A 25,446-nucleotide genomic window follows, 5' to 3' on the forward strand; every position below is an offset into this window, starting at 1 on the left:
ATTGCCCGTGAGGCTTGACCATATAACACCCAAGCAATTTGCTTACGCAGATTGTGGTGGTGAAGACGAAAGACCCGAAGATTCGTAAGGCCACAAATTCACATATCCGAATTGGCTGGGAGTGCTGCAAGGCATTCACGGCAACCGAATTTCTTGACGACCATAGAGCATTGGAACCACCTGATCCCATCCCGAACTCAGTAGTGAAACGATGCATCGCCGATGGTAGTGTGGGGCTTCCCCATGTGAGAGTAGGTCATCGTCAAGATTCATTTCGCAAAACCCCTATCTGCGTGAGCAGGTAGGGGTTTTGTCTTTGTGGCGCAAAAACCCCAGGCAGGTGCGGTCCTTGTAGGAGCGGCCTTGTGTCGCGATCGGGCGCGCAGCGGCCGTAATCCAGGTGACGCGATTGTCCTGGAGGACCGAGGCTGCAGGTTTTGCGGCCGCTGCGCGCCCGATCGCGACACAAGGCCGCTCCTACAGGGGGCGTGGCAGGGCCCGGGCCAGGCAGACCGCGTCGCTTGGTTCGCCAGCAAGGCTGGCTCCTACAGGCCGCAGGCGAACACCGGCGCAAAGCGGCGCCGGCGATCTTGGCATGAAGGCTGCGATCCTGGGTCTGCTGCGCAGCCCTTTCGCGACACAAGGCCGCTCCTACAGGGGCCGCTCGCCGCCGTTGCCGGACCCTTTTCCTATGCAAGCCAACAGCCCATAGCTATCATGCCAGCCTTATTCAAAGTCGAGACTGGCATGCTGAAGTTGTTGAATCTCCTCAAGGATGGCCGGTTCCATTCCGGAGAAGCCCTGGGGGCCGCCCTTGGGGTGAGCCGCAGCGCCGTTTGGAAGCAGCTGCAGCACCTCGAAAGCGAACTGAACCTGACCATCCACAAGGTCCGCGGCCGCGGCTATCAGCTGGCAGCGCCGTTGAACCTGCTCGAGTCGCAGGCGATCGCTGGCTTCGCCGAGGTTGAGCAGTGGCCGCTATTCATCCACGAGACCATCGACTCCACTAATGCCGAAGGGCTAAGGCTTGCCGCAGCTGGGCAAGTTGCCCCGTTCCTGGTGTTGGCCGAGCGACAAAGCGCCGGTCGCGGCCGGCGTGGGCGGCATTGGGTCAGTCCGTTCGCTGAAAACCTCTATTACAGCCTGGTCCTGCGCGTTGACGGCGGTATGCGTCAACTGGAAGGGTTGAGCCTGGTGGTGGGGTTGGCGGTGATGCGCACATTGCAGGCGTTCGGTCTCAAGGATGTCGGCCTGAAATGGCCAAACGACGTCCTGGTCAAAGGGCGGAAGATCACCGGAATCCTGCTCGAGTTAGTCGGCGACCCTGCTGATGTCTGCCACGTTGTGCTGGGGATCGGCATCAATGTGAATATGCAGGCCAGTGAAGGCATCGATCAACAATGGACCTCGATGCGCGCCGAGTCGGGCCAGCTCGTCGACCGCAACCGCTTGGTGGCTTTGCTCAGCCAGCAGTTGCAGCGTGAACTGGCCCGTCATCGGCGTTACGGGTTTGCCGCGTTCCAGGAGGAGTGGGAGCAGGCCCATTTGTGGCAAGGGCGCAAGGTGTCGCTGGTCGCCGGGACTACCCGTATCGATGGGGTGGCACGGGGCGTGGATGGCCAGGGCGGTTTGCGTCTTGAGGTCGACGGCGTGGAAAAGAGCTTCAGCGGTGGCGAGCTCAGCCTGAGGTTGCGTGATGATTCTTGAGCTCGATTGTGGGAACAGCTTTATAAAGTGGCGTGTGATCCACACTGCCGATGCCGCCATCACCGGGGGGGGGATTGTCGACTCGGACCAGGCGTTGCTGGCAGCGGTTGCGGGGCTCGGCGACTTGCCTCTGGTCGGTAGCCGAATGGTCAGTGTGCGCAGCGAGGAAGAAACCTCGGCATTATGTGCGTTGATCAAGGATCGCTTTGCGGTCGCCGTGAGCGTTGCCCAGCCGGTTCAGGAAATGGCCGGCGTTCGCAATGGTTATGACGACTACCAGCGCCTGGGCATGGACCGCTGGCTGGGAGCGCTGGGCGCTTTTCACCTGGCCAAGGGTGCCTGTCTGGTCATCGATTTTGGTACAGCGGCCAAGGCGGACTTTGTCGCGGCCGATGGCGAGCACCTGGGCGGCTATATATGTCCGGGTATGCCGTTGATGCGCAGCCAGTTGCGCACCCATACCCGGCGCATTCGTTATGACGATGCTTCTGCCGAGCGGGCGTTGAGCAGCCTCGCCCCGGGGCGCTCTACCGTTGAGGCGGTCGAGCGGGGTTGCGTGTTGATGCTGCAAAGCTTTGCCCGTGCGCAGATCGAACAGGCCAGGGCCCTGTGGGGCGATGACTTCACGGTGTTCCTCACTGGCGGTGATGCGCCCCTGGTGCGCGAGGCCGCTCCGCAGGCACGCATCGTCCCGGACCTGGTATTCGTTGGCCTGGCCATGGCCTGCCCATTGAACTGAGGTGCCTATGCGCTGGTTGTTTCTTCTATTGATCGTGCTGAACGTCTTCTATTACGTCTGGCACCAGCAGGAAGCGCCCCTCAAGGTGAAGGAAGTCGCGCCGCTGTCGCTGTACAAGGGTAGCCAGCAGGAAATTCGCCTGCTGCGCGAAACCGGGGTCTCGGCGCCGGCCAGGCGCCGTGACGAATGCCTGGTGGTCGGCGGCCTGACGCAACGTGAACAGCTCGAGGCGTTGCGTCAGCGCCTGTTGAGTCTTGATATCGCAGCGGTGGCGGTCGCGGGGCAGCTGCCGGGGGCCGATGGTTTCTGGCTCAAGGTAGCCCCTGAAAGCGAGCGTTTGCTGGACCCAGCAGTGCTCTCGACTCTTTCCAAGGATTTCAAAGACTTAAAACACAAAATTATTTTCTGCGAAGGTATTGCAACTGCTGAATAGCTTGATAGAATGGCGCCCGCTTCACAGGGAACACCACTGAGGTGGTTGAGCTGGAAGCGGTGTCAAAGCAGCTAAGTTTCAGATTTGATTGAAAAAATTTGAAAAAGCGCTTGACACTAGGACGGCAGACAAATAGAATGCCGGCCACATCTGGAGGGATTCCCGAGCGGTCAAAGGGGACGGACTGTAAATCCGTTGCGAGAGCTTCGAAGGTTCGAATCCTTCTCCCTCCACCAGTTTTAGCGAGAGCCGCAAGCTCCGCGGGTATAGTTTAGTGGTAGAACCTCAGCCTTCCAAGCTGATGATGCGGGTTCGATTCCCGCTACCCGCTCCAAGTTTTGCAGGGTTTTGCACAAAGTGTTTCGCTCTTGTAGCTCAGTTGGTAGAGCACACCCTTGGTAAGGGTGAGGTCAGCGGTTCAAGTCCGCTCAAGAGCTCCATATAGACAAAGGCAGATATGAAAATATCTGCCTTTGTTTTATCAGCGGTAAGTCTATTTCTTCTGCGGAGGATGTATCGATGGCTAAGGAAAAGTTTGATCGTTCCCTACCTCACGTTAACGTCGGCACCATCGGCCACGTTGACCACGGTAAGACCACTCTGACTGCAGCGCTGACCCGCGTCTGCTCCGAAGTTTTCGGTTCGGCCGTCGTTGAGTTCGACAAGATCGACTCGGCTCCGGAAGAAAAAGCGCGCGGTATCACCATCAACACCGCTCACGTCGAGTACAACTCGAACATTCGTCACTACGCTCACGTTGACTGCCCAGGTCACGCTGACTACGTGAAGAACATGATCACCGGTGCTGCCCAGATGGACGGCGCGATCCTGGTTTGCTCGGCCGCCGATGGTCCGATGCCACAAACCCGTGAGCACATCCTGCTGTCCCGTCAGGTTGGCGTTCCGTACATCGTGGTCTTCCTGAACAAGGCTGACCTGGTAGACGACGCTGAGCTGCTGGAACTGGTCGAGATGGAAGTTCGCGACCTGCTGTCCACCTACGACTTCCCGGGCGACGACACCCCGATCATCATCGGTTCGGCTCGTATGGCCCTGGAAGGCAAAGACGACAACGAAATGGGTACCAGCGCTGTCAAGAAGCTGGTTGAAACTCTGGATGCCTACATCCCTGAGCCAGTTCGTGCCATCGACCAGCCGTTCCTGATGCCGATCGAAGACGTATTCTCGATCTCGGGTCGTGGTACCGTTGTTACCGGCCGTATCGAGCGTGGTATCGTCCGCGTTCAGGATCCGCTGGAAATCGTTGGTCTGCGTGACACCACCACCACTACCTGCACCGGCGTTGAGATGTTCCGCAAGCTGCTGGACGAAGGTCGTGCTGGCGAGAACTGCGGCGTCCTGCTGCGTGGTACCAAGCGTGACGACGTCGAGCGTGGCCAGGTTCTGGTCAAGCCAGGTTCGGTCAAGCCGCACACTAAGTTCACCGCAGAAGTCTACGTCCTGTCGAAGGAAGAAGGCGGTCGTCACACTCCGTTCTTCAAAGGCTACCGTCCTCAGTTCTACTTCCGCACCACTGACGTGACCGGTAACTGCGAACTGCCGGAAGGCGTTGAAATGGTAATGCCAGGTGACAACATTCAGATGACTGTCACCCTGATCAAGACCATCGCGATGGAAGACGGTCTGCGCTTCGCTATCCGTGAAGGCGGTCGTACCGTCGGCGCCGGCGTCGTAGCAAAAATTATTGAATAAGTAGTTGATTTAAATGACCGGGCCGGTATAATGGCCGGCCTGGTACAGTGTTAAAGGTCAGTAGCTCAATTGGCAGAGCGACGGTCTCCAAAACCGTAGGTTGGGGGTTCGATTCCCTCCTGACCTGCCATTCACCTCGGTGTGATTGGCTTTCTTCTCACAGGATCCTCCTCGATGACTCCCAAAACTGAAGCCCAAGAATCGCGTTTTGATCTGTTCAAGTGGCTCGCTGTTGTCGCATTGGTAGTCGTTGGTGTTGTGGGTAATCAATATTACTCCGCCTCTCCGATCCTGTATCGCGTACTCGTCCTGCTTGCTTTGGCTGCTGTCGCTGGCTTCGTTGCCTTGCAGACCGCCAAGGGTAAGTCGTTCTTTGCGCTGGCGAAGGAAGCTCGTGCCGAGATTCGTAAAGTCGTGTGGCCAACCCGCCAAGAAACCACGCAGACCACGCTGATTGTCGTGGCTGTTGTTCTGGTCATGGCGCTGCTGCTGTGGGGTCTTGATTCCCTGCTCGGCTGGTTGGTCTCCTTGATCGTTGGCTAAGGGTGTCTCGTGGCTAAGCGTTGGTATGTTGTTCATGCTTACTCGGGTTACGAGAAGCATGTCATGCGCTCCCTGATCGAGCGTGTCAAGCTGGCTGGCATGGAAGACGAATTCGGCGAGATCCTGGTCCCGACCGAAGAAGTTGTCGAAATGCGCAACGGCCAGAAGCGCAAGAGCGAGCGCAAATTCTTCCCGGGCTATGTATTGGTCCAGATGGAAATGAACGAAGGGACTTGGCACCTCGTCAAGGACACCCCTCGGGTCATGGGTTTCATTGGTGGTACCGCAGACAAGCCTGCGCCGATCACCGATAAAGAGGCCGAGGCCATCCTGCGTCGCGTTGCCGACGGCAGTGACAAGCCGAAGCCGAAGACGCTGTTCGAGCCGGGTGAAGTGGTGCGCGTCATTGACGGTCCCTTCGCTGATTTCAACGGTAGCGTCGAAGAAGTTAACTACGAGAAGAGCCGCCTGCAGGTTGCAGTGCTCATTTTCGGTCGCTCCACCCCGGTGGAGCTCGAGTTCAGCCAGGTCGAGAAGGTCTAGCAGAACGAAGCATCCCATACCCCGCAGCCCTATGTGCTGCGGGGTTTTGTCGTCACTGGGATAAAACGCAAGTCATACGGGGAGCCATCTGGCGCTTGTACCCGATTTTGGAGTAGCTCATGGCTAAGAAGATTCAGGCTTACATCAAGCTGCAAGTAAAGGCCGGCCAGGCCAACCCAAGCCCACCCGTTGGTCCAGCACTGGGTCAACACGGTGTGAACATCATGGAGTTCTGCAAGGCCTTCAACGCCCGTACTCAGGGTCAAGAGCCAGGTCTGCCGACTCCAGTGATCATCACTGTCTACAGCGACCGTAGCTTCACCTTCGAGACCAAGAGCACTCCTGCCTCGGTTCTGCTGAAGAAAGCTGCTGGCCTGACCAGCGGTTCGGCTCGCCCGAACACCGTCAAGGTCGGTACCGTTACCCGTGCTCAGCTGGAAGAGATCGCCAAGGCCAAACAGGCCGATCTGACTGCCGCTGACCTGGATGCTGCTGTGCGCACCATCGCCGGCTCTGCCCGTAGCATGGGCCTGAACGTGGAGGGTGTGTAATGGCTAAGCTGACCAAGCGCCAAAAGGCTATCGCCGAGAAAATCGAAGCAGGCAAGGCCTACAACTTCGAAGAAGCAGCAACCCTGCTGGCTTCGCTGCCGGCGGCCAAGTTCGTAGAATCCTACGACATCGCCGTCAACCTCGGTGTTGATCCGCGTAAATCCGACCAGGTCGTTCGTAGCGCTACCGTGCTGCCACACGGCACTGGCAAGACCGTCCGCGTTGCCGTCTTCACCCAGGGCCCAGCTGCTGAAGCTGCTCTGGCTGCCGGCGCCGACCGCGTAGGTATGGACGATCTGGCTGCCGAAATGAAAGGCGGCGACCTGAACTATGACGTCGTCATCGCATCGCCTGATGCCATGCGCGTTGTCGGTCAGCTGGGTCAGGTCCTGGGCCCGCGCGGCCTGATGCCTAACCCGAAAGTAGGTACCGTGACCCCAGACGTAGCCACTGCCGTGAAAAACGCCAAGGCTGGTCAGGTTCGCTACCGTACCGACAAGAACGGTATCATCCATACCTCCGTTGGCAAGATCGGCTTCGAAGCTGGCAAGCTGAAGGAAAACGTTGAAGCCTTGATCGCTGATCTGAAGCGTATCAAGCCAGCTTCCTCGAAAGGTATCTACGTCAAGCGCGTTACCCTGAGCACCACCATGGGCCCAGGTCTGATCATCGATCAGAGCTCGCTGAACGTGTAATGCTCGGCCGCTGCGACCTGGTCGCGGCGGCTTACTAAATTGGGGTCCCTGCCTGGCGGGGGCTATCCAAGACCGTAGGCGGCGCAAGCCTTAAACCACAAGCCTACGCAGATGGTGCTCCCGATTCGTTTACGAATCAGACACCAAAACGACATCCGGCCTCGGCCAGATGAAACGGTAGAAACCAGGAGTAAACCCGTGGCAATTAAACTCGAAGACAAGAAGGCCATCGTCGCTGAAGTCAACGAGGCTGCCAAAGTCGCTCTGTCCGCTGTCGTGGCCGATGCCCGTGGTGTGACTGTAGGCGCAATGACCGGACTCCGTAAAGAGGCCCGCGAAGCTGGCGTATACGTGCGTGTCGTACGTAACACCCTGCTCAAGCGCGCTGTTGAAGGCACCGAGTACTCGATCCTCAACGACGCGTTCAAAGGCCCGACCCTGATTGCTTTCTCCAACGAACACCCGGGCGCTGCTGCTCGTCTGTTCAAAGAGTTCGCCAAGGGTCAGGACAAGTTCGAGATCAAGGCAGCTGCGTTCGACGGCAAGTTCCTTGCCGCTAACCAGATCGACGTGCTGGCAACCCTGCCAACTCGCGACGAGGCTATCGCACAGCTGATGAGCGTGATCCAAGGTGCAACCAGCAAGCTGGCTCGTACCCTGGCTGCTCTGCGCGACCAGAAAGAAGCTGCTGCTGCCTAAGGCCCGCGCAACTCTTTCAAAATCATACGTTTAATTTGATGGCTGCGTAGGCTGTCACCCCAATACAGGATTTAAGTCATGTCTCTGACTAACGAGCAAATCATCGAAGCGATCGGCCAGAAAACCGTTCTGGAAATTGTTGAACTGATCAAAGCGATGGAAGAAACCTTCGGCGTTACCGCTGCTGCCGCTGTTGCCGCTGGCCCAGCTGCTGGCGCTGCTGCCGCTGCCGAAGAGCAGACCGAGTTCAACGTCGTTCTGACCGAAGCTGGCGACAAGAAAGTCAACGTGATCAAGGCCGTTCGTGAACTGACCGGTCTGGGCCTGAAAGAAGCCAAAGAGAAAGTCGACGGCGCTCCTCAGGTTATCGCTGAAGGCGTTTCGAAAGAAGCCGCTGAAGACGCGAAGAAGAAGCTGGAAGAAGCTGGCGCTAAAGTCGAGCTGAAGTAATTTCGACTTTGCGACAACAGTCCGAGCGTTGAGCGAAGGGCTGATGGCTGGTGGCTTATGCCACCGGCCTTTTTCCGTTATTGGTGGCCGATCAGGTCGGCCCCGATAACGAGCTGCAAGACACCCAAGAGGGTGGCGCAAACCAAGGGGTTTGCACGATTTTCGGCTGCTCCCGCCGGGAGATGCCAAACAAGCAGGTGACCAAGCTGGGGAATGCTGATGGCTTACTCATACACTGAGAAAAAACGTATCCGCAAGGACTTTAGCAAGTTGCCGGACGTCATGGATGTGCCTTACCTCCTGGCCATCCAGCTGGATTCGTATCGCGAATTCCTGCAGGCGGGAGCATCCAAGGACCAGTTCCGCGACGTCGGCCTGCATGCGGCCTTCAAATCGGTATTCCCGATCATCAGCTACTCCGGCAATGCTGCCCTGGAGTACGTCGGCTATCGCCTGGGCGAGCCGGCGTTCGATGTGAAGGAATGTGTCCTGCGTGGTGTGACCTTCGCGGTCCCGCTGCGTGTGAAGGTGCGCCTGATCATCTTCGACAAGGAATCGTCGAACAAAGCGATCAAGGACATCAAAGAGCAAGAAGTCTACATGGGTGAAATCCCCCTGATGACTGAGAACGGTACCTTCGTTATCAACGGTACCGAGCGTGTGATCGTGTCTCAGCTGCACCGCTCGCCGGGTGTGTTCTTCGACCACGACCGTGGCAAGACCCACAGCTCGGGCAAGCTGCTGTACTCCGCTCGCATCATCCCTTACCGCGGTTCCTGGCTGGACTTCGAGTTCGACCCGAAGGACTGCGTGTTCGTGCGTATCGACCGTCGCCGCAAGCTGCCGGCCTCGGTACTGCTGCGCGCGCTGGGCTACAGCACCGAAGAGGTGTTGAACACCTTCTACACCACCAACGTCTTCCACATCTCCGGCGAGAAACTGAGCCTGGAGCTGGTGCCGCAGCGTCTGCGTGGTGAAGTCGCGGTCATGGACATCCATGACGGCAGCGGCAAGGTCATCGTCGAGCAGGGCCGCCGTATTACCGCGCGCCACATCAACCAGCTGGAAAAGGCTGGCGTGAAAGAACTCGACGTGCCGATGGAGTACGTGCTGGGCCGTACCACCGCCAAGGCCATCGTGCATCCGGCCACCGGCGAGATCCTGGCCGAGTGCAACACCGAGCTGACCACCGATCTGCTGATCAAGATCGCCAAGGCTCAGGTCGTGCGCATCGAGACCCTGTACACCAACGACATCGACTGCGGTCCGTTCATCTCGGATACCCTGAAGATCGACACCACCAGCAATCAGCTGGAAGCTTTGGTCGAGATCTACCGCATGATGCGTCCAGGCGAGCCGCCAACCAAGGACGCCGCCGAGACCCTGTTCAACAACCTGTTCTTCAGCGCCGAGCGTTACGACCTGTCCGCCGTTGGCCGCATGAAGTTCAACCGTCGTATCGGTCGTACCGAGATCGAAGGTTCGGGCGTGCTGAGCAAGGAAGACATCGTCGAGGTCCTCAAGACCCTGGTCGATATCCGTAACGGCAAAGGCATCGTCGACGACATCGACCACCTGGGTAACCGTCGCGTGCGTTGCGTCGGCGAGATGGCCGAGAACCAGTTCCGTGTTGGCCTGGTGCGTGTAGAGCGCGCGGTCAAGGAACGTCTGTCGATGGCCGAAAGCGAAGGCCTGATGCCGCAGGACCTGATCAACGCCAAGCCGGTTGCGGCCGCGGTGAAAGAGTTCTTCGGTTCCAGCCAGCTCTCGCAGTTCATGGACCAGAACAACCCGCTCTCCGAGATCACCCACAAGCGCCGTGTCTCTGCACTCGGCCCTGGCGGTCTGACCCGTGAGCGCGCAGGCTTCGAAGTCCGTGACGTACACCCGACCCACTATGGCCGTGTGTGCCCGATCGAGACCCCTGAAGGTCCGAACATCGGTCTGATCAACTCCCTGGCTGCCTATGCCCGCACCAACCAGTACGGCTTCCTGGAAAGCCCGTACCGCGTGGTGAAGGAAGGCGTGGTCAGCGACGACATCGTGTTCCTGTCCGCCATCGAAGAGGCCGATCACGTGATCGCCCAGGCCTCGGCCGCGATGAACGACAAGAAGCAGCTGATCGACGAGCTGGTAGCTGTTCGTCACCTGAACGAATTCACCGTCAAGGCGCCGGAAGACGTCACCCTGATGGACGTTTCGCCGAAGCAGGTTGTTTCCGTCGCTGCCTCGCTGATCCCGTTCCTCGAGCACGACGACGCCAACCGTGCATTGATGGGTTCGAACATGCAGCGTCAGGCTGTACCGACCCTGCGCGCCGACAAGCCGCTGGTAGGTACCGGCATGGAGCGCAACGTTGCCCGTGACTCCGGTGTCTGCGTGGTTGCTCGCCGTGGCGGTGTGATCGATTCGGTCGACGCTAGCCGTATCGTCGTTCGCGTCAATGACGACGAAGTCGAGACCGGCGAAGCCGGTGTGGACATCTACAACCTGACCAAGTACACCCGTTCCAACCAGAACACCTGCATCAACCAGCGTCCGCTGGTGAGCAAGGGTGACAAGGTTCAGCGTAGCGACATCATGGCCGACGGCCCGTCCACCGACATGGGTGAACTGGCGCTGGGTCAGAACATGCGCATCGCGTTCATGGCGTGGAACGGCTTCAACTTCGAAGACTCCATCTGCCTGTCCGAGCGTGTGGTTCAGGAAGACCGCTTCACCACGATCCACATCCAGGAACTGACCTGTGTGGCCCGTGACACCAAGCTTGGCCCAGAGGAAATCACCGCGGACATCCCGAACGTCGGTGAAGCTGCGCTGAACAAGCTGGACGAAGCCGGTATCGTCTACGTGGGTGCCGAAGTTGGCGCTGGCGACATTCTGGTCGGCAAGGTCACGCCAAAAGGCGAAACCCAGCTGACCCCAGAAGAAAAACTGCTGCGCGCGATCTTCGGTGAGAAGGCCAGCGACGTTAAGGACACCTCCCTGCGCGTGCCGACCGGCACCAAGGGTACCGTCATCGACGTACAGGTCTTCACCCGTGATGGCGTCGAGCGCGACAGCCGCGCCCTGGCCATCGAGAAGATGCAGCTGGATGAGATCCGCAAGGACCTCAACGAAGAGTTCCGCATCGTCGAAGGCGCAACCTTCGAACGTCTGCGTTCTGCCCTGAACGGCCAGGTGGTCGACGGTGGCGCGGGCCTGAAGAAAGGCACCGTGATCACTGACGAAGTGCTGGACGGTCTGGAGCACGGCCAGTGGTTCAAGCTGCGCATGGCCGAAGATGCACTGAACGAGCAGCTGGAAAAGGCTCAGCAGTACATCGTCGACCGTCGCCGTCTGCTGGACGACAAGTTCGAAGACAAGAAGCGCAAGCTGCAGCAGGGCGATGACCTGGCTCCAGGCGTACTGAAGATCGTCAAGGTCTACCTGGCAATCCGCCGTCGCATCCAGCCGGGTGACAAGATGGCCGGTCGTCACGGTAACAAGGGTGTCGTCTCGGTGATCATGCCGGTCGAAGACATGCCGCACGACGCCAACGGTACTCCGGTCGACGTCGTACTGAACCCGCTGGGCGTACCTTCGCGTATGAACGTCGGCCAGATCCTCGAAACCCACCTGGGCCTCGCGGCCAAGGGCCTGGGCGAGAAGATCGATCGGATGATCGAAGAGCAGCGCAAAGCCGCTGAACTGCGCACCTTCCTCACCGAGATCTACAACGAGATCGGTGGTCGTCAGGAGAACCTGGAAGAGTTCACCGACGAAGAGATCATCGCCCTGGCGAACAACCTGAAGAAAGGCGTGCCGATGGCCACCCCAGTCTTCGACGGTGCCAAGGAGCGTGAGATCAAGGCCATGCTGAAACTGGCAGACCTGCCAGAAAGCGGCCAGATGGTGCTGTTCGACGGCCGTACCGGCAACAAGTTCGAGCGTCCTGTGACCGTTGGTTACATGTACATGCTCAAGCTGAACCACTTGGTGGACGACAAGATGCACGCGCGTTCCACTGGTTCCTACAGCCTGGTTACCCAGCAGCCGCTGGGTGGTAAGGCGCAGTTCGGTGGTCAGCGTTTCGGGGAGATGGAAGTGTGGGCGCTGGAAGCATACGGCGCGGCATACACCCTGCAAGAAATGCTCACAGTGAAGTCGGACGACGTGAACGGCCGTACCAAGATGTACAAGAACATCGTGGATGGCGATCACCGTATGGAGCCGGGCATGCCCGAGTCCTTCAACGTGTTGATCAAAGAGATCCGTTCGCTCGGTATCGATATCGATCTGGAAACCGAATAACACGTGACGCGAAGGGGAGTGGGGCAGGTAATGCCCGCTCCCTGCTCCGCCAGGAGGAAAGGCCTTGAAAGACCTACTGAATTTGCTGAAAAACCAGGGTCAAGTCGAAGAGTTCGACGCCATCCGCATCGGTCTGGCGTCGCCTGAAATGATCCGTTCGTGGTCGTTCGGTGAAGTCAAAAAGCCGGAAACCATCAACTACCGTACGTTCAAGCCTGAGCGCGACGGCCTGTTCTGCGCCAAGATCTTTGGCCCAGTCAAGGACTACGAGTGCCTGTGCGGCAAGTACAAGCGCCTCAAGCACCGCGGTGTGATCTGCGAGAAGTGCGGCGTTGAGGTTGCCCTGGCCAAGGTTCGTCGTGAGCGCATGGCGCACATCGAGCTGGCCTCGCCGGTTGCCCACATCTGGTTCCTGAAGTCGCTGCCGTCCCGTATCGGCCTGCTGATGGACATGACCCTGCGTGATATCGAACGCGTGCTCTACTTCGAGAGCTACGTCGTGATCGACCCGGGCATGACCACCCTCGAGAAGGGCCAGCTGCTGAACGACGAGCAGTACTTCGAAGCGCTGGAAGAGTTCGGTGACGACTTCGACGCCCGCATGGGTGCCGAGGCTGTCCGCGAGCTGCTGCACGCTATCGACCTGGAGCACGAGATCGGTCGCCTGCGCGAAGAGATTCCGCAGACCAACTCGGAAACCAAGATCAAGAAGCTGTCCAAGCGCCTGAAGCTGATGGAAGCTTTCCAGGGCTCGGGCAACCTGCCTGAGTGGATGGTCCTGACCGTCCTGCCAGTACTGCCGCCGGACCTGCGTCCGCTGGTTCCGCTGGATGGCGGCCGCTTCGCGACCTCCGACCTGAACGACCTCTATCGTCGGGTGATCAACCGTAACAACCGTCTGAAGCGCCTGCTCGATCTGTCGGCGCCGGACATCATCGTGCGCAACGAAAAGCGCATGCTGCAGGAAGCGGTCGACGCCCTGCTCGACAACGGCCGTCGCGGTCGCGCCATCACGGGTTCGAACAAGCGTCCGCTGAAGTCGCTGGCCGACATGATCAAAGGCAAGCAAGGTCGCTTCCGTCAGAACTTGCTCGGTAAGCGCGTGGACTACTCCGGCCGTTCGGTAATTACCGTTGGTCCGACCCTGCGTCTGCACCAGTGCGGCCTGCCGAAGAAGATGGCCCTCGAGCTGTTCAAGCCGTTCATTTTCGGCAAGCTGGAAATGCGTGGTCTGGCGACCACCATCAAGGCGGCCAAGAAGATGGTCGAGCGCGAGCTGCCGGAGGTGTGGGACGTCCTCGCCGAGGTGATCCGCGAACACCCCGTCCTGCTCAACCGTGCGCCAACCCTGCACCGTCTGGGTATCCAGGCCTTTGAACCGGTTCTGATCGAAGGTAAGGCTATCCAGCTGCACCCGCTGGTCTGTGCCGCGTACAACGCCGACTTCGACGGTGACCAGATGGCCGTTCACGTGCCGCTGACGCTGGAAGCCCAGCTCGAAGCGCGCGCGCTGATGATGTCGACCAACAACATCCTGTCGCCAGCCAACGGTGAACCAATCATCGTTCCGTCGCAGGACGTGGTACTGGGTCTGTACTACATGACCCGTGAAGCCATCAACGCCAAGGGCGAAGGTCGCGTATTCGCCGACCTGCAGGAAGTCGACCGCGTATTCCGCGCCGGCGAAGCCGCCCTGCACGCGAAAATCAAGGTTCGTATCAACGAGACCGTGAAAGAGCGTGACGGGACCATCAACAAGAACACCCGCATCGTCGACACCACTGTCGGCCGTGCGCTGCTGTTCCAGGTTGTGCCGGCAGGCCTGCCGTTCGACGTCGTCAACCAGTCGATGAAGAAGAAGGCGATCTCCAAGCTGATCAACCAGTGCTACCGCGTGGTGGGTCTGAAAGAGACCGTTATCTTCGCTGACCAGCTGATGTACACCGGTTTCGCCTACTCGACCATTTCCGGTGTTTCCATCGGTGTGAACGACTTCGTCATCCCCGATGAGAAGGCGCGCATCATCGGTAACGCCACCGATGAAGTGAAGGAAATCGAGAGCCAGTACGCCTCCGGCCTGGTAACCCAGGGCGAGAAGTACAACAAGGTCATCGACTTGTGGTCCAAGGCGAACGACGAAGTGTCCAAGGCGATGATGGCCAACCTCTCGAAAGAGAAGGTCGTCGACCGCGAGGGCAAGGAAGTCGAGCAAGAGTCCTTCAACTCGATGTACATGATGGCTGACTCCGGTGCGCGTGGTTCCGCGGCTCAGATCCGTCAGCTGGCCGGTATGCGTGGCCTGATGGCCAAGCCGGACGGCTCGATCATCGAGACGCCGATCACCGCGAACTTCCGTGAAGGTCTGAGCGTACTGCAGTACTTCATCTCGACCCACGGTGCTCGTAAGGGTCTGGCGGATACCGCACTGAAGACCGCGAACTCCGGTTACCTGACCCGTCGTCTGGTAGACGTGGCGCAGGATCTGGTGGTTACCGAGATCGACTGCGGCACCGACCAGGGCCTGCTGATGACTCCGCACATCGAAGGCGGCGACGTTGTCGAGCCGCTGGGTGAGCGCGTACTGGGCCGTGTCATCGCCCGTGACGTGTTCAAGCCGGGCACCGAGGACGTCATCGTGCCTGCCGGCACCCTGGTGGATGAGCAGTGGGTCGAGTTCATCGAGCTGAACAGCATCGACGAAGTGGTCGTGCGTTCGCCGATCAGCTGCGAAACCCGCTACGGCATCTGCGCCAAGTGCTACGGTCGTGACCTGGCTCGCGGTCACCAGGTGAACATCGGTGAAGCTGTCGGCGTTATCGCCGCCCAGTCGATCGGTGAGCCGGGTACCCAGCTGACCATGCGTACGTTCCACATCGGTGGTGCTGCAAGCCGTACCTCGGCTGCCGACAGCGTCCAGGTGAAGAACGGCGGTATGGTGCGTCTGCACAACCTCAAGCAGGTCGAGCGCGCCGATGGCAACCTGGTTGCCGTATCGCGTTCCGGCGAGCTGGCCATTGCCGACGAATTCGGTCGTGAGCGTGAGCGCTACAAGCTGCCTTACGGTGCGGTGATTTCGGTCAAGGAAGGTGAGAAGGTCGAAGCTGGCGCCATCGTCGCCAAGTGGGACCCGCACACCCACCCGATCGTGACCGAGCTGAAAGGTACCGTGACCTTCGTGGGCATGGAAGAAAACATCACCATCAAGCGCCAGACCGACGAACTGACCGGCCTGACCAACATTGAAGTGATGGACGTGAAGGATCGTCCTGCCGCAGGCAAGGAAATCCGTCCGGCGATCAAGATGGTCGATGCCGCAGGCAAGGACCTGTACCTGCCAGGTACCGACGTACCGGCCCAGTACTTCCTGCCGGCCAACGCCCTCGTCGGTGTGGCTGACGGTGCCCAGATCGGCGTCGGTGACGTTATCGCGCGTATCCCGCAAGAAACGTCGAAGACCCGTGACATCACCGGTGGTCTGCCACGCGTTGCCGACCTGTTCGAAGCGCGTCGTCCGAAAGAAGCCTCGATCCTGGCTGAAGTCAGCGGCACCATTGCCTTCGGTAAAGAAACCAAGGGCAAGCGTCGCCTGGTCATCACCCCGACCGATGGCAGCGATCCGTACGAAGAGCTGATTCCGAAGTGGCGCCACCTGAACGTCTTCGAAGGCGAACAGGTAAACCGCGGCGAAGTTATCTCCGACGGCCCGAGCGATCCGCACGACATCCTGCGTCTGCTGGGTGTGAGCGCGCTGGCCAAGTACATCGTCAACGAGATCCAGGACGTTTACCGCCTGCAGGGCGTGAAGATCAACGACAAGCACATCGAGACCATCCTGCGTCAGATGCTGCGTAAAGTTGAGATCTCCGAGTCCGGCGATTCCAGCTTCATCAAGGGCGACCAGATGGAACTGACCCAGGTTCTGGTCGAGAACGAGCGTCTCGCCAGCGAAGACAAGTTCATCTCGAAGTTCACCCGTGTGCTGCTGGGTATCACCAAGGCCTCGCTGTCGACCGAATCGTTCATCTCGGCGGCTTCCTTCCAGGAAACCACCCGGGTACTGACCGAAGCGGCGGTAACCGGCAAGCGCGACTACCTGCGCGGCCTGAAAGAGAACGTGGTCGTGGGTCGTCTGATCCCGGCCGGTACCGGTCTGGCCTATCACAGCGAGCGCAAGCGTCGCCGTGATGCCGACAAGCCGCTGCGCGTGAGCGCCAGTGAGGTGGAAGCCGCACTGACCGAAGCGCTGAATTCCAGCGGCAGCTAAGGACAGGGCAGGGCCCCGGCACGCCTCGCCAGGGCATCGGTGACATGAATTGTTGCCGATGACCGGGCGAGGAGGGCCGGGGCCTCGTCTTGACTGGGTGCAAGATCCTCTTTAGACTTTTGTACCCTTAAATTTGGTGAGGCTCCGTCTCGCCAATTTTTGGCTTTCTTGCAAGACAATAGAGTCGCAAGACAATCAGTGGAGCTAGTAGATGGCAACTATCAACCAGCTGGTACGTCAGCCGCGTAAGCGTTCGGTCGAGAAGTCCGACGTTCCTGCGCTGCAGAACTGCCCGCAGCGTCGTGGCGTGTGCACCCGTGTGTACACCACCACGCCGAAAAAACCTAACTCGGCACTGCGTAAAGTATGCCGTGTGCGTCTGACCAACGGTTTCGAGGTTTCCTCGTACATCGGCGGTGAAGGCCACAACCTGCAAGAGCACAGCGTCGTCCTGATCCGTGGCGGCCGTGTAAAAGACTTGCCAGGTGTTCGTTACCACACCGTTCGCGGCTCTCTGGATACTTCGGGCGTCAAAGGCCGTAACCAGGGTCGTTCGAAGTACGGTACCAAGCGTCCGAAGTAATCGGCCGTTTGCAGACATCCATTTATTTGAGTCGATAAGAGTAAGGTCGGGCAGGGGTCGAAGACCCGCGTCCCGGGCTAACCTGAAGACCGTTTGAGGGCTTATCATGCCAAGACGTCGTGTAGCAGCAAAACGTGAGATCCTGGACGATCCGAAGTACGGATCCCAGATCCTCGCCAAGTTCATGAACCACGTGATGGAAAGCGGCAAGAAGGCCGTAGCCGAGCGCATCGTTTACGGTGCCCTGGATACCGTTAAAGCACGCAAGAACAGCGACCCCCTGGAAATCTTCGAGAAAGCTCTCGACGCCATCGCTCCGCTGGTCGAAGTTAAGTCCCGCCGTGTCGGCGGTGCCACTTACCAGGTTCCGGTTGAAGTTCGTCCATCTCGTCGTAACGCTCTGGCAATGCGCTGGCTCGTAGACTACGCCCGCAAGCGCGGCGAGAAGTCGATGGCTCTGCGCCTGGCCGGCGAACTGCTGGATGCTGCCGAAGGCAAGGGTGCTGCAGTCAAGAAGCGTGAAGACGTGCATCGTATGGCCGAGGCCAACAAAGCGTTCTCGCACTACCGCTTCTAATTCAAGCATCAATATTTTTGCGAGGGCTCTATGGCTCGTACTACAGCAATTAACCGCTACCGTAACATCGGTATCTGTGCCCACGTTGACGCGGGCAAGACTACCACTACCGAGCGGATCCTGTTCTACACAGGTCTGAGCCACAAGATGGGCGAGGTGCATGACGGCGCCGCGACCACCGACTGGATGGTGCAGGAGCAGGAGCGCGGTATCACCATTACCTCCGCTGCCGTTACCACCTTCTGGAAAGGTTCCCGTGGTCAGTACGACAACTACCGCGTAAACGTCATCGATACCCCCGGCCACGTTGACTTCACCATTGAAGTAGAGCGTTCGCTGCGTGTACTCGACGGCGCGGTCGTTGTGTTCTGCGGTACCTCCGGCGTTGAGCCGCAGTCCGAAACCGTATGGCGTCAAGCCAACAAGTACGGCGTTCCACGTGTTGTCTACGTGAACAAGATGGACCGTGCCGGTGCCAACTTCCTGCGCGTTGTCGGCCAGATCAAGAACCGCCTGGGTCACACCCCGGTTCCGGTCCAGCTGGCCATCGGTGCGGAAGACGACTTCCAGGGTCAGGTTGACCTGATCAAGATGAAAGCCATCTACTGGAACGATGACGACAAGGGCACCACCTACCGTGAGGAAGAGATTCCTGCGGATATGGTCGAGCTGGCTAACGAGTGGCGCAGCAACATGGTTGAAGCCGCCGCCGAAGCCAACGAAGAGCTGATGAACAAGTACCTTGAAGAAGGTGACCTGTCCGTCGAAGACATCAAGGCTGGTCTGCGCGCCCGTACCCTGGCGAGCGAGATCGTTCCTGCTGTCTGCGGTTCCTCGTTCAAGAACAAGGGTGTTCCCCTGGTTCTCGACGCCGTCATCGACTTCCTGCCTGCTCCGACCGAAATCCCGGCGATCAAGGGTATCCACCCTGACCTGATCGACGTGCCGAAGGATGAAGTCACCGCAGAGCAGTACGACGAGCGTCCTGCTGACGACGACGCGCCGTTCTCGGCCCTGGCGTTCAAGATCGCCACCGACCCGTTCGTGGGTACTCTGACCTTCGTTCGCGTTTACTCGGGCTTCCTGACCTCCGGTGACTCCGTCATCAACTCGGTCAAGGGCAAGAAAGAGCGCGTTGGTCGTATGGTGCAGATGCACGCCAACCAGCGTGAAGAGATCAAAGAAGTACGCGCTGGCGACATCGCTGCTCTGATCGGCATGAAGGACGTCACCACCGGTGACACCCTGTGCAACGCCGACAAGCCGATCATCCTCGAGCGTATGGACTTCCCTGAGCCGGTAATTTCGCTCTCCGTAGAGCCGAAAACCAAGGCTGACCAGGAGAAGATGGGTATTGCTCTGGGCAAGCTGGCCCAGGAAGACCCGTCGTTCCGCGTCAAGACCGATGAAGAAACCGGCCAGACCATCATCTCCGGTATGGGTGAGCTGCACCTGGACATCCTCGTTGACCGCATGAAGCGCGAGTTCAACGTCGAGTGCAACGTCGGCAAGCCTCAGGTTTCGTACCGCGAGAAGATCACCAAGTCCAACGTCGAGATCGAAGGCAAGTTCGTTCGTCAGTCGGGTGGTCGCGGTCAGTTCGGTCACTGCTGGATCCGTTTCTCGGAGCCGGACGTTGACGAGAAGGGCAACATCACCGAAGGTCTGGTGTTCACCAACGAAGTCGTTGGTGGTGTGATTCCTAAGGAATTCATCGCCCCGATCCAGAAGGGTATCGAAGAGCAGATGAAAAACGGCGTTGTTGCCGGCTATCCGCTGCTCGGCCTGAAGGCCACGGTATTCGACGGTTCGTACCACGACGTCGACTCCAACGAAATGGCGTTCAAGATCGCCGCTTCGATGGCGACCAAGCAACTGGCCCAGAAGGGCGGTGGCGTGGTGCTTGAGCCGATCATGAAGGTCGAAGTTGTAACCCCGGAAGACTACCTGGGTGACGTGATGGGTGACCTGAGCCGTCGTCGCGGGATGATCCAGGGTAATGAAGACTCGGTGTCCGGCAAGGTAATCACTGCTGAGGTACCGCTCGGAGAGATGTTCGGTTACGCAACCGACGTTCGTTCCATGTCTCAGGGTCGCGCAAGCTACTCCATGGAATTCTCCAAATACGCCGAAGCTCCGTCGAACATCGTCGAAGCACTCGTTAAAAAACAAGGCTAATCCCCTTTAGGCAAGAGGTTCACTGTCGTGGCTAAAGAAAAATTTGATCGTTCCCTTCCCCACGTTAACGTCGGCACCATCGGCCACGTTGACCACGGTAAGACCACTCTGACCGCAGCTCTGACCCGCGTCTGCTCCGAAGTTTTCGGTTCGGCCGTCGTTGAGTTCGACAAGATCGACTCGGCTCCGGAAGAAAAAGCGCGCGGTATCACCATCAACACCGCTCACGTCGAGTACAACTCGAACATTCGTCACTACGCTCACGTTGACTGCCCAGGTCACGCTGACTACGTGAAGAACATGATCACCGGTGCTGCCCAGATGGACGGCGCGATCCTGGTTTGCTCGGCCGCCGATGGTCCGATGCCACAAACCCGTGAGCACATCCTGCTGTCCCGTCAGGTTGGCGTTCCGTACATCGTGGTCTTCCTGAACAAGGCTGACCTGGTAGACGACGCTGAGCTGCTGGAACTGGTCGAGATGGAAGTTCGCGACCTGCTGTCCACCTACGACTTCCCGGGCGACGACACCCCGATCATCATCGGTTCGGCTCGTATGGCCCTGGAAGGCAAAGACGACAACGAAATGGGTACCAGCGCTGTCAAGAAGCTGGTTGAAACTCTGGATGCCTACATCCCTGAGCCAGTTCGTGCCATCGACCAGCCGTTCCTGATGCCGATCGAAGACGTATTCTCGATCTCGGGTCGTGGTACCGTTGTTACCGGCCGTATCGAGCGTGGTATCGTCCGCGTTCAGGATCCGCTGGAAATCGTTGGTCTGCGTGACACCACCACCACTACCTGCACCGGCGTTGAGATGTTCCGCAAGCTGCTGGACGAAGGTCGTGCTGGCGAGAACTGCGGCGTCCTGCTGCGTGGTACCAAGCGTGACGACGTCGAGCGTGGCCAGGTTCTGGTCAAGCCAGGTTCGGTCAAGCCGCACACTAAGTTCACCGCAGAAGTCTACGTCCTGTCGAAGGAAGAAGGCGGTCGTCACACTCCGTTCTTCAAAGGCTACCGTCCTCAGTTCTACTTCCGCACCACTGACGTGACCGGTAACTGCGAACTGCCGGAAGGCGTTGAAATGGTAATGCCAGGTGACAACATTCAGATGACTGTCACCCTGATCAAGACCATCGCGATGGAAGACGGTCTGCGCTTCGCCATCCGTGAAGGCGGTCGTACCGTCGGCGCCGGCGTCGTAGCCAAAATCATCGAGTAATCACTCGATCGGTTGAAAAAACCCCCGCTCAGCGGGGGTTTTTTTTATTGGGTTGACACTAAATTGGGGCGTCTATAGAATCACGCCTCCTTTTAACGGGCGTAGTGCGCCCGATGGGAACAGCCTGGAGTCTGAAATCCAATGCAAAATCAGCAAATCCGTATCAGGTTGAAGGCTTTCGACCATCGCCTGATCGACCAATCCACCCAGGAAATCGTGGAAACCGCGAAACGTACTGGTGCACAAGTGCGTGGTCCAATTCCACTGCCTACCCGCAAAGAGCGTTTCACCGTTCTGGTCTCCCCGCACGTCAACAAAGACGCGCGTGACCAGTACGAGATTCGCACTCATAAGCGTGTTCTGGACATCGTCCAGCCAACGGATAAAACCGTTGACGCGCTGATGAAGCTTGATCTGGCGGCCGGTGTGGAAGTGCAGATCAGCCTCGGCTAAGACTTCGGTCTGGTCGTGTAACGCTCTGAAATGGGCGGCCATAGCGGGTGAAAGCCCCGTACACTCATGAGGTTTACAACATGACTATTGGTGTAGTCGGTCGAAAAGCGGGTATGACCCGTATTTTCACCGAAGAAGGTGTCTCCATTCCGGTCACGGTCATCGAGATCGAGCCGAATCGCGTCACCCAGTTCAAAACCGAAGAAACTGATGGCTACCGTGCAGTGCAAGTCACTGTCGGCGAGCGTCGTGCTTCGCGTGTGACCGCCGCTCAGGCAGGCCACTTTGCCAAGGCTAACGTTGCCGCTGGTCGCGGTGTTTGGGAGTTCCGTCTTGAAGAAGGCGATTTCCAGGCTGGCGATCTGATCAAAGCTGAACTCTTCACTGCAGGCCAGCTGGTAGACGTAACCGGTCAGTCCAAAGGTAAAGGCTTCGCCGGTACCATCAAGCGTTGGAACTTCCGTGGTCAAGACAACACCCACGGTAACTCCGTATCGCACCGTGTCCCTGGCTCCATCGGCCAGTGCCAGACTCCTGGTCGTGTATTCAAGGGCAAGAAGATGTCCGGTCACATGGGCGCCGAGCGCGTGACTGTTCAGTCCCTGGAAGTAGTACGCGTAGACGCTGAACGCAACCTGCTGCTGATCAAGGGTGCCGTCCCAGGCGCTACTGGCGGCGACGTGGTCGTGCGTCCGGCTGTCAAGGCTCGCGGTTAAGGGGAAACTGACATGCAACTTAATGTAAATGACGCTCAGGCGATCGAAGTTTCCGAACTGACCTTCGGTGGCGAATTCAACGAGACGCTGGTACACCAAGCAGTCGTGGCCTACATGGCCGGCGGCCGTCAGGGCACCAAGCAGCAGAAGACCCGTTCTGACGTAGCCGGTGGCGGCAAGCGCCCATGGCGTCAGAAAGGTACTGGCCGCGCTCGTGCTGGTACTACCCGTGGTCCGATCTGGCGTGGCGGTGGTGTAACCTTCGCAGCTCGTCCTCAGGATCACTCGCAGAAGCTCAACAAGAAGATGTACCGCGCAGCCCTGCGCTCCATCCTCGCTGAGCTGGTGCGTAGCGACCGTCTGGTCGTGGTTCAGGACTTCGCTGTTGAAGCCCCGAAAACCAAAGACCTGCTGAACAAGCTGAACGGCATGGGTCTGAGCGATGTTCTGATCGTTTCGGACGCTGTTGATCAGAACCTGTACCTGGCTGCTCGCAACCTGCCGCACGTCGATGTACGTGACGTTCAAGGTTCCGACCCGGTCAGTCTGATCGCATACGAGAAAGTGTTGATCACTGTCTCGGCCGTGAAGAAATTCGAGGAGCTGCTGGGATGAACCAGGAACGCGTATTCAAAGTCCTCCTTGGCCCGCACGTTTCCGAGAAGGCTACCGTTCTGGCTGAGAAAAAAGGCCAGTTCGTATTCAAGGTTGCTACTGACGCAACCAAGCTGGAAATCAAGAAAGCTGTCGAAGGCCTGTTCAACGTAAAAGTTGAAAACGTGTCGACTGTTAACGTTCTGGGTAAAACCAAGCGTACCGCACGTGGTCTGGGCAAGCGTAATGACTGGAAGAAGGCGATCGTCTCCCTTCAGCCAGGCCAAGATCTCGATTTCAGCAGCAGTGCTGAGTAAGGAAGGGGTGCATCATGGCAATCGTTAAATGCAAACCGACTTCCCCTGGCCGCCGTTTTGTGGTCAAGGTGGTCAACAAGGAGCTGCACAAAGGCGCTCCTCACGCACCGCTGCTCGAGAAAAAATCGAAGTCTGGTGGTCGTAACAACAATGGCCGCATCACCACTCGTCACGTTGGTGGTGGTCATAAGCAGCATTACCGTCTGGTTGACTTCCGTCGCAACGACAAAGATGGCATCCCTGCCACTGTCGAGCGTATCGAATACGACCCGAACCGTACTGCTCACATCGCCCTGCTGTGCTACGCAGACGGTGAGCGTCGCTACATCATCGCCCCTAAAGGCGTGAGCGCTGGCGACCAGCTGATCGCAGGTGCCCTGGCCCCAATCAAGGCCGGTAACTCCCTGCAGCTGCGCAACATCCCAGTAGGTAGCACCATTCACGGCATCGAACTGAAGCCGGGTAAAGGTGCTCAGATCGCTCGTTCCGCTGGTGCTTCGGCTCAGCTGATCGCCCGCGACGGTGTCTATGTGACCCTGCGTCTGCGCTCTGGTGAAATGCGTAAAGTCCTGGCTGAGTGCCGTGCGACCCTGGGCGAAGTCTCGAACTCCGAGCACAGCCTGCGTTCGCTGGGTAAAGCGGGTGCCAAACGCTGGCGCGGCGTTCGCCCAACCGTTCGTGGTGTTGCCATGAACCCGGTTGACCACCCACATGGTGGTGGTGAAGGTCGTACCTCCGGTGGTCGTCATCCGGTATCGCCATGGGGCTTCCCAACCAAGGGTGCTAAAACCCGTGGTAATAAGCGTACCGACAACATGATCGTCCGTCGTCGCAAGTAACTAGAGGGATACGACAGTGCCACGTTCTCTGAAAAAAGGTCCTTTTATCGATCTTCACCTGCTGAAGAAGGTCGAAGTGGCGGTGGAGAAGAACGATCGCAAGCCAGTTAAAACCTGGTCGCGCCGTTCGATGATCCTGCCACAGATGGTCGGTCTGACCATCGCGGTACACAACGGTCGTCAACATGTCCCTGTTCTGGTGAACGAAGACATGGTCGGCCACAAACTGGGCGAGTTCGCCGGTACCCGCACTTATCGTGGGCACGTGGCTGACAAGAAAGCCAAGCGTTAAGGGGTAAGGAAATGGAAGTAGCCGCTAAGTTGTCGGGCGCTCGCATCTCCGCCCAGAAAGCCCGCTTGGTCGCCGACCAGATCCGCGGGAAGAAGGTGGGCGAAGCGCTCAACCTGTTGGCCTTCAGCAGCAAAAAAGCCGCTGAAATCATGAAGAAAGTCCTCGAGTCGGCCGTTGCCAACGCCGAACACAACGAAGGCGCAGACGTTGATGACCTGAAGGTCTCCACCGTCTTCGTCAACGAAGGGCGTTCGCTGAAGCGCATCATGCCACGTGCCAAAGGCCGTGCTGATCGCATCGTCAAGCGGTCTTGCCATATCACTGTCAAGGTTGCGGACAAGTAACGGAGTCGATCAGATGGGTCAGAAAGTACATCCCACTGGCATTCGCCTGGGAATCGTCAAGGAGCACACCTCCGTCTGGTACGCAGACGGCGCGACTTACGCAGATTACCTGCTGAAGGATCTGCAAACTCGCGAGTACCTCCAAGACAAACTAAAAAGCGCGTCCGTAAGCCGTATCGATATTCATCGTCCGGCTCAAACTGCACGCATCACCATCCACACCGCTCGTCCCGGTATCGTTATCGGCAAGAAAGGTGAAGATGTTGAGAAACTGCGTCAGGACCTGACCAAGCAGATGGGTGTGCCTGTGCACATCAACATCGAAGAGATCCGCAAGCCGGAACTCGACGCTATGCTGGTTGCTCAGAGCGTTGCCCAGCAGCTGGAGCGCCGCGTCATGTTCCGTCGCGCCATGAAGCGCGCCGTGCAGAACGCCATGCGTATTGGTGCCAAGGGCATCAAGATCCAGGTGAGCGGTCGTCTCGGCGGTGCCGAGATCGCACGTACCGAGTGGTATCGCGAAGGTCGTGTGCCTCTGCACACCCTGCGTGCCGATATCGACTACAACACCTACGAAGCTCACACCACCTACGGTGTGATCGGTGTGAAGGTTTGGATCTTCAAAGGCGAAGTAATTGGTGGTCGCCAGGAAGAGCTGAAGCCTCAAGCACCAGCGCCTCGTAAAAAAGCTGCTAAGTAAGG

At 58.5% G+C, this 25,446-nt stretch carries 24 protein-coding genes, 4 tRNA genes and 1 rRNA gene; all 29 read left to right on the top strand.

The window, feature by feature from the left end; translation table 11 throughout:
• Nucleotides 1-152: 152 nt before the first annotated feature.
• Nucleotides 153-268, top strand: a 5S ribosomal RNA gene (gene rrf / locus NJG22_RS20615).
• 479 nt (nt 269-747) lie between these two features.
• Nucleotides 748-1,707 carry a bifunctional biotin--[acetyl-CoA-carboxylase] ligase/biotin operon repressor BirA gene (gene birA, locus NJG22_RS20620; RefSeq protein ID WP_253097355.1) on the top strand — a complete coding sequence of 320 codons (960 nt, stop codon included), beginning with the start codon at nt 748-750 and terminating at the stop codon, nt 1,705-1,707.
• Nucleotides 1,697-2,446, top strand: coding sequence for a pantothenate kinase (locus NJG22_RS20625; RefSeq protein WP_253097357.1), 750 nt, complete (start codon nt 1,697-1,699; stop codon nt 2,444-2,446). Before birA ends, NJG22_RS20625 begins: the two co-directional genes overlap by 11 nt.
• A 7-nt stretch (nt 2,447-2,453) precedes the next feature.
• Complete coding sequence (locus NJG22_RS20630) at nt 2,454-2,879, top strand: hypothetical protein (RefSeq protein ID WP_253097359.1); 426 nt, start codon at nt 2,454-2,456, stop codon at nt 2,877-2,879.
• 152 nt (nt 2,880-3,031) lie between these two features.
• Nucleotides 3,032-3,115 (top strand) — tRNA-Tyr (locus tag NJG22_RS20635).
• Nucleotides 3,116-3,139: 24 nt separating this feature from the next.
• Nucleotides 3,140-3,213: transfer RNA gene (locus NJG22_RS20640), tRNA-Gly, on the top strand.
• A 30-nt stretch (nt 3,214-3,243) separates the two neighbouring features.
• Nucleotides 3,244-3,319: transfer RNA gene (locus NJG22_RS20645), tRNA-Thr, on the top strand.
• A 79-nt stretch (nt 3,320-3,398) separates the two neighbouring features.
• Complete coding sequence (gene tuf, locus NJG22_RS20650) at nt 3,399-4,592, top strand: elongation factor Tu (RefSeq protein WP_182323863.1); 1,194 nt, start codon at nt 3,399-3,401, stop codon at nt 4,590-4,592.
• Nucleotides 4,593-4,646: 54 nt separating this feature from the next.
• Nucleotides 4,647-4,722: transfer RNA gene (locus NJG22_RS20655), tRNA-Trp, on the top strand.
• 44 nt (nt 4,723-4,766) lie between these two features.
• Entirely contained in the window at nt 4,767-5,135 is a 369-nt protein-coding gene (gene secE / locus NJG22_RS20660) for a preprotein translocase subunit SecE (RefSeq protein ID WP_182323867.1), read from the top strand.
• Nucleotides 5,136-5,144: 9 nt separating this feature from the next.
• Nucleotides 5,145-5,678, top strand: a complete 534-nt coding sequence (nusG, locus tag NJG22_RS20665) for a transcription termination/antitermination protein NusG (RefSeq protein WP_011531880.1) — start codon at nt 5,145-5,147, stop codon at nt 5,676-5,678.
• 119 nt (nt 5,679-5,797) lie between these two features.
• On the top strand, nt 5,798-6,229 hold the full coding sequence (gene rplK, locus NJG22_RS20670; protein WP_166891829.1) for a 50S ribosomal protein L11: 432 nt from the start codon (nt 5,798-5,800) through the stop codon (nt 6,227-6,229).
• Nucleotides 6,229-6,924: a 50S ribosomal protein L1 gene (gene rplA / locus NJG22_RS20675; RefSeq protein ID WP_028692260.1), complete on the top strand. Its 696-nt coding sequence runs from the start codon at nt 6,229-6,231 to the stop codon at nt 6,922-6,924. The genes rplK and rplA overlap by 1 nt, the downstream gene beginning before the upstream one ends.
• Nucleotides 6,925-7,122: 198 nt before the next feature.
• Nucleotides 7,123-7,623: a 50S ribosomal protein L10 gene (rplJ, locus tag NJG22_RS20680; RefSeq protein WP_043215352.1), complete on the top strand. Its 501-nt coding sequence runs from the start codon at nt 7,123-7,125 to the stop codon at nt 7,621-7,623.
• A gap of 78 nt (nt 7,624-7,701) precedes the next feature.
• Nucleotides 7,702-8,073, top strand: coding sequence for a 50S ribosomal protein L7/L12 (rplL, locus tag NJG22_RS20685; protein WP_133330037.1), 372 nt, complete (start codon nt 7,702-7,704; stop codon nt 8,071-8,073).
• Nucleotides 8,074-8,292: 219 nt separating this feature from the next.
• Complete coding sequence (rpoB, locus tag NJG22_RS20690) at nt 8,293-12,366, top strand: DNA-directed RNA polymerase subunit beta (RefSeq protein WP_217850661.1); 4,074 nt, start codon at nt 8,293-8,295, stop codon at nt 12,364-12,366.
• Between the two features lie 64 nt (nt 12,367-12,430).
• Nucleotides 12,431-16,630 (top strand): DNA-directed RNA polymerase subunit beta', encoded by a 4,200-nt coding sequence (rpoC, locus tag NJG22_RS20695; RefSeq protein WP_253097361.1) that lies wholly within the window; start codon nt 12,431-12,433, stop codon nt 16,628-16,630.
• Nucleotides 16,631-16,841: 211 nt separating this feature from the next.
• Complete coding sequence (rpsL, locus tag NJG22_RS20700) at nt 16,842-17,213, top strand: 30S ribosomal protein S12 (RefSeq protein ID WP_003255492.1); 372 nt, start codon at nt 16,842-16,844, stop codon at nt 17,211-17,213.
• 106 nt (nt 17,214-17,319) lie between these two features.
• Nucleotides 17,320-17,790: a 30S ribosomal protein S7 gene (gene rpsG / locus NJG22_RS20705; RefSeq protein WP_003246741.1), complete on the top strand. Its 471-nt coding sequence runs from the start codon at nt 17,320-17,322 to the stop codon at nt 17,788-17,790.
• Nucleotides 17,791-17,820: 30 nt separating this feature from the next.
• A complete protein-coding gene (gene fusA, locus NJG22_RS20710; protein WP_253097369.1) occupies nt 17,821-19,968 on the top strand; it encodes an elongation factor G in 2,148 nt (715 codons plus the stop codon).
• A 27-nt stretch (nt 19,969-19,995) separates the two neighbouring features.
• A complete protein-coding gene (gene tuf / locus NJG22_RS20715; protein WP_182323863.1) occupies nt 19,996-21,189 on the top strand; it encodes an elongation factor Tu in 1,194 nt (397 codons plus the stop codon).
• A gap of 141 nt (nt 21,190-21,330) precedes the next feature.
• Complete coding sequence (gene rpsJ, locus NJG22_RS20720; protein WP_003186070.1) at nt 21,331-21,642, top strand: 30S ribosomal protein S10; 312 nt, start codon at nt 21,331-21,333, stop codon at nt 21,640-21,642.
• An 80-nt stretch (nt 21,643-21,722) separates the two neighbouring features.
• Nucleotides 21,723-22,358: a 50S ribosomal protein L3 gene (gene rplC / locus NJG22_RS20725; RefSeq protein ID WP_011531887.1), complete on the top strand. Its 636-nt coding sequence runs from the start codon at nt 21,723-21,725 to the stop codon at nt 22,356-22,358.
• A 12-nt stretch (nt 22,359-22,370) separates the two neighbouring features.
• Nucleotides 22,371-22,973, top strand: a complete 603-nt coding sequence (gene rplD, locus NJG22_RS20730) for a 50S ribosomal protein L4 (protein ID WP_003255485.1) — start codon at nt 22,371-22,373, stop codon at nt 22,971-22,973.
• The gene (gene rplW / locus NJG22_RS20735; protein WP_003255484.1) at nt 22,970-23,269 is read left to right on the top strand and encodes a 50S ribosomal protein L23; all 300 of its coding nucleotides are present in this window, start codon (nt 22,970-22,972) and stop codon (nt 23,267-23,269) included. The genes rplD and rplW overlap by 4 nt, the downstream gene beginning before the upstream one ends.
• Before the next feature lie 14 nt (nt 23,270-23,283).
• Entirely contained in the window at nt 23,284-24,108 is an 825-nt protein-coding gene (rplB, locus tag NJG22_RS20740) for a 50S ribosomal protein L2 (protein WP_016393391.1), read from the top strand.
• Between the two features lie 16 nt (nt 24,109-24,124).
• Nucleotides 24,125-24,400 carry a 30S ribosomal protein S19 gene (rpsS, locus tag NJG22_RS20745; protein ID WP_003255482.1) on the top strand — a complete coding sequence of 92 codons (276 nt, stop codon included), beginning with the start codon at nt 24,125-24,127 and terminating at the stop codon, nt 24,398-24,400.
• An 11-nt stretch (nt 24,401-24,411) separates the two neighbouring features.
• Nucleotides 24,412-24,744 (top strand): 50S ribosomal protein L22, encoded by a 333-nt coding sequence (gene rplV, locus NJG22_RS20750; protein WP_003103908.1) that lies wholly within the window; start codon nt 24,412-24,414, stop codon nt 24,742-24,744.
• Nucleotides 24,745-24,757: 13 nt separating this feature from the next.
• Nucleotides 24,758-25,444, top strand: coding sequence for a 30S ribosomal protein S3 (gene rpsC, locus NJG22_RS20755; RefSeq protein ID WP_011531889.1), 687 nt, complete (start codon nt 24,758-24,760; stop codon nt 25,442-25,444).
• Nucleotides 25,445-25,446 lie beyond the last annotated feature (2 nt).

It is taken from the genome of Pseudomonas sp. VA159-2 (genome assembly GCF_024126635.1).
GTDB lineage: Bacteria > Pseudomonadota > Gammaproteobacteria > Pseudomonadales > Pseudomonadaceae > Aquipseudomonas > Aquipseudomonas muyukensis.

What these genes read in the sequence shown, in the direction of transcription:
- birA (WP_253097355.1), top strand. Translation starts at nt 748, where the DNA reads ATGCTGAAGTTGTTGAATCTCCTCAAGGATGGCCGGTTCCATTCCGGA.
- NJG22_RS20625 (WP_253097357.1), top strand. Translation starts at nt 1,697, where the DNA reads ATGATTCTTGAGCTCGATTGTGGGAACAGCTTTATAAAGTGGCGTGTG.
- NJG22_RS20630 (WP_253097359.1), top strand. Translation starts at nt 2,454, where the DNA reads ATGCGCTGGTTGTTTCTTCTATTGATCGTGCTGAACGTCTTCTATTAC.
- tuf (WP_182323863.1), top strand. Translation starts at nt 3,399, where the DNA reads ATGGCTAAGGAAAAGTTTGATCGTTCCCTACCTCACGTTAACGTCGGC.
- secE (WP_182323867.1), top strand. Translation starts at nt 4,767, where the DNA reads ATGACTCCCAAAACTGAAGCCCAAGAATCGCGTTTTGATCTGTTCAAG.
- rplK (WP_166891829.1), top strand. Translation starts at nt 5,798, where the DNA reads ATGGCTAAGAAGATTCAGGCTTACATCAAGCTGCAAGTAAAGGCCGGC.
- rplA (WP_028692260.1), top strand. Translation starts at nt 6,229, where the DNA reads ATGGCTAAGCTGACCAAGCGCCAAAAGGCTATCGCCGAGAAAATCGAA.
- rplL (WP_133330037.1), top strand. Translation starts at nt 7,702, where the DNA reads ATGTCTCTGACTAACGAGCAAATCATCGAAGCGATCGGCCAGAAAACC.
- rpoB (WP_217850661.1), top strand. Translation starts at nt 8,293, where the DNA reads ATGGCTTACTCATACACTGAGAAAAAACGTATCCGCAAGGACTTTAGC.
- rpsL (WP_003255492.1), top strand. Translation starts at nt 16,842, where the DNA reads ATGGCAACTATCAACCAGCTGGTACGTCAGCCGCGTAAGCGTTCGGTC.
- rpsG (WP_003246741.1), top strand. Translation starts at nt 17,320, where the DNA reads ATGCCAAGACGTCGTGTAGCAGCAAAACGTGAGATCCTGGACGATCCG.
- fusA (WP_253097369.1), top strand. Translation starts at nt 17,821, where the DNA reads ATGGCTCGTACTACAGCAATTAACCGCTACCGTAACATCGGTATCTGT.
- rpsJ (WP_003186070.1), top strand. Translation starts at nt 21,331, where the DNA reads ATGCAAAATCAGCAAATCCGTATCAGGTTGAAGGCTTTCGACCATCGC.
- rplC (WP_011531887.1), top strand. Translation starts at nt 21,723, where the DNA reads ATGACTATTGGTGTAGTCGGTCGAAAAGCGGGTATGACCCGTATTTTC.
- rplD (WP_003255485.1), top strand. Translation starts at nt 22,371, where the DNA reads ATGCAACTTAATGTAAATGACGCTCAGGCGATCGAAGTTTCCGAACTG.
- rplW (WP_003255484.1), top strand. Translation starts at nt 22,970, where the DNA reads ATGAACCAGGAACGCGTATTCAAAGTCCTCCTTGGCCCGCACGTTTCC.
- rplB (WP_016393391.1), top strand. Translation starts at nt 23,284, where the DNA reads ATGGCAATCGTTAAATGCAAACCGACTTCCCCTGGCCGCCGTTTTGTG.
- rplV (WP_003103908.1), top strand. Translation starts at nt 24,412, where the DNA reads ATGGAAGTAGCCGCTAAGTTGTCGGGCGCTCGCATCTCCGCCCAGAAA.
- rpsC (WP_011531889.1), top strand. Translation starts at nt 24,758, where the DNA reads ATGGGTCAGAAAGTACATCCCACTGGCATTCGCCTGGGAATCGTCAAG.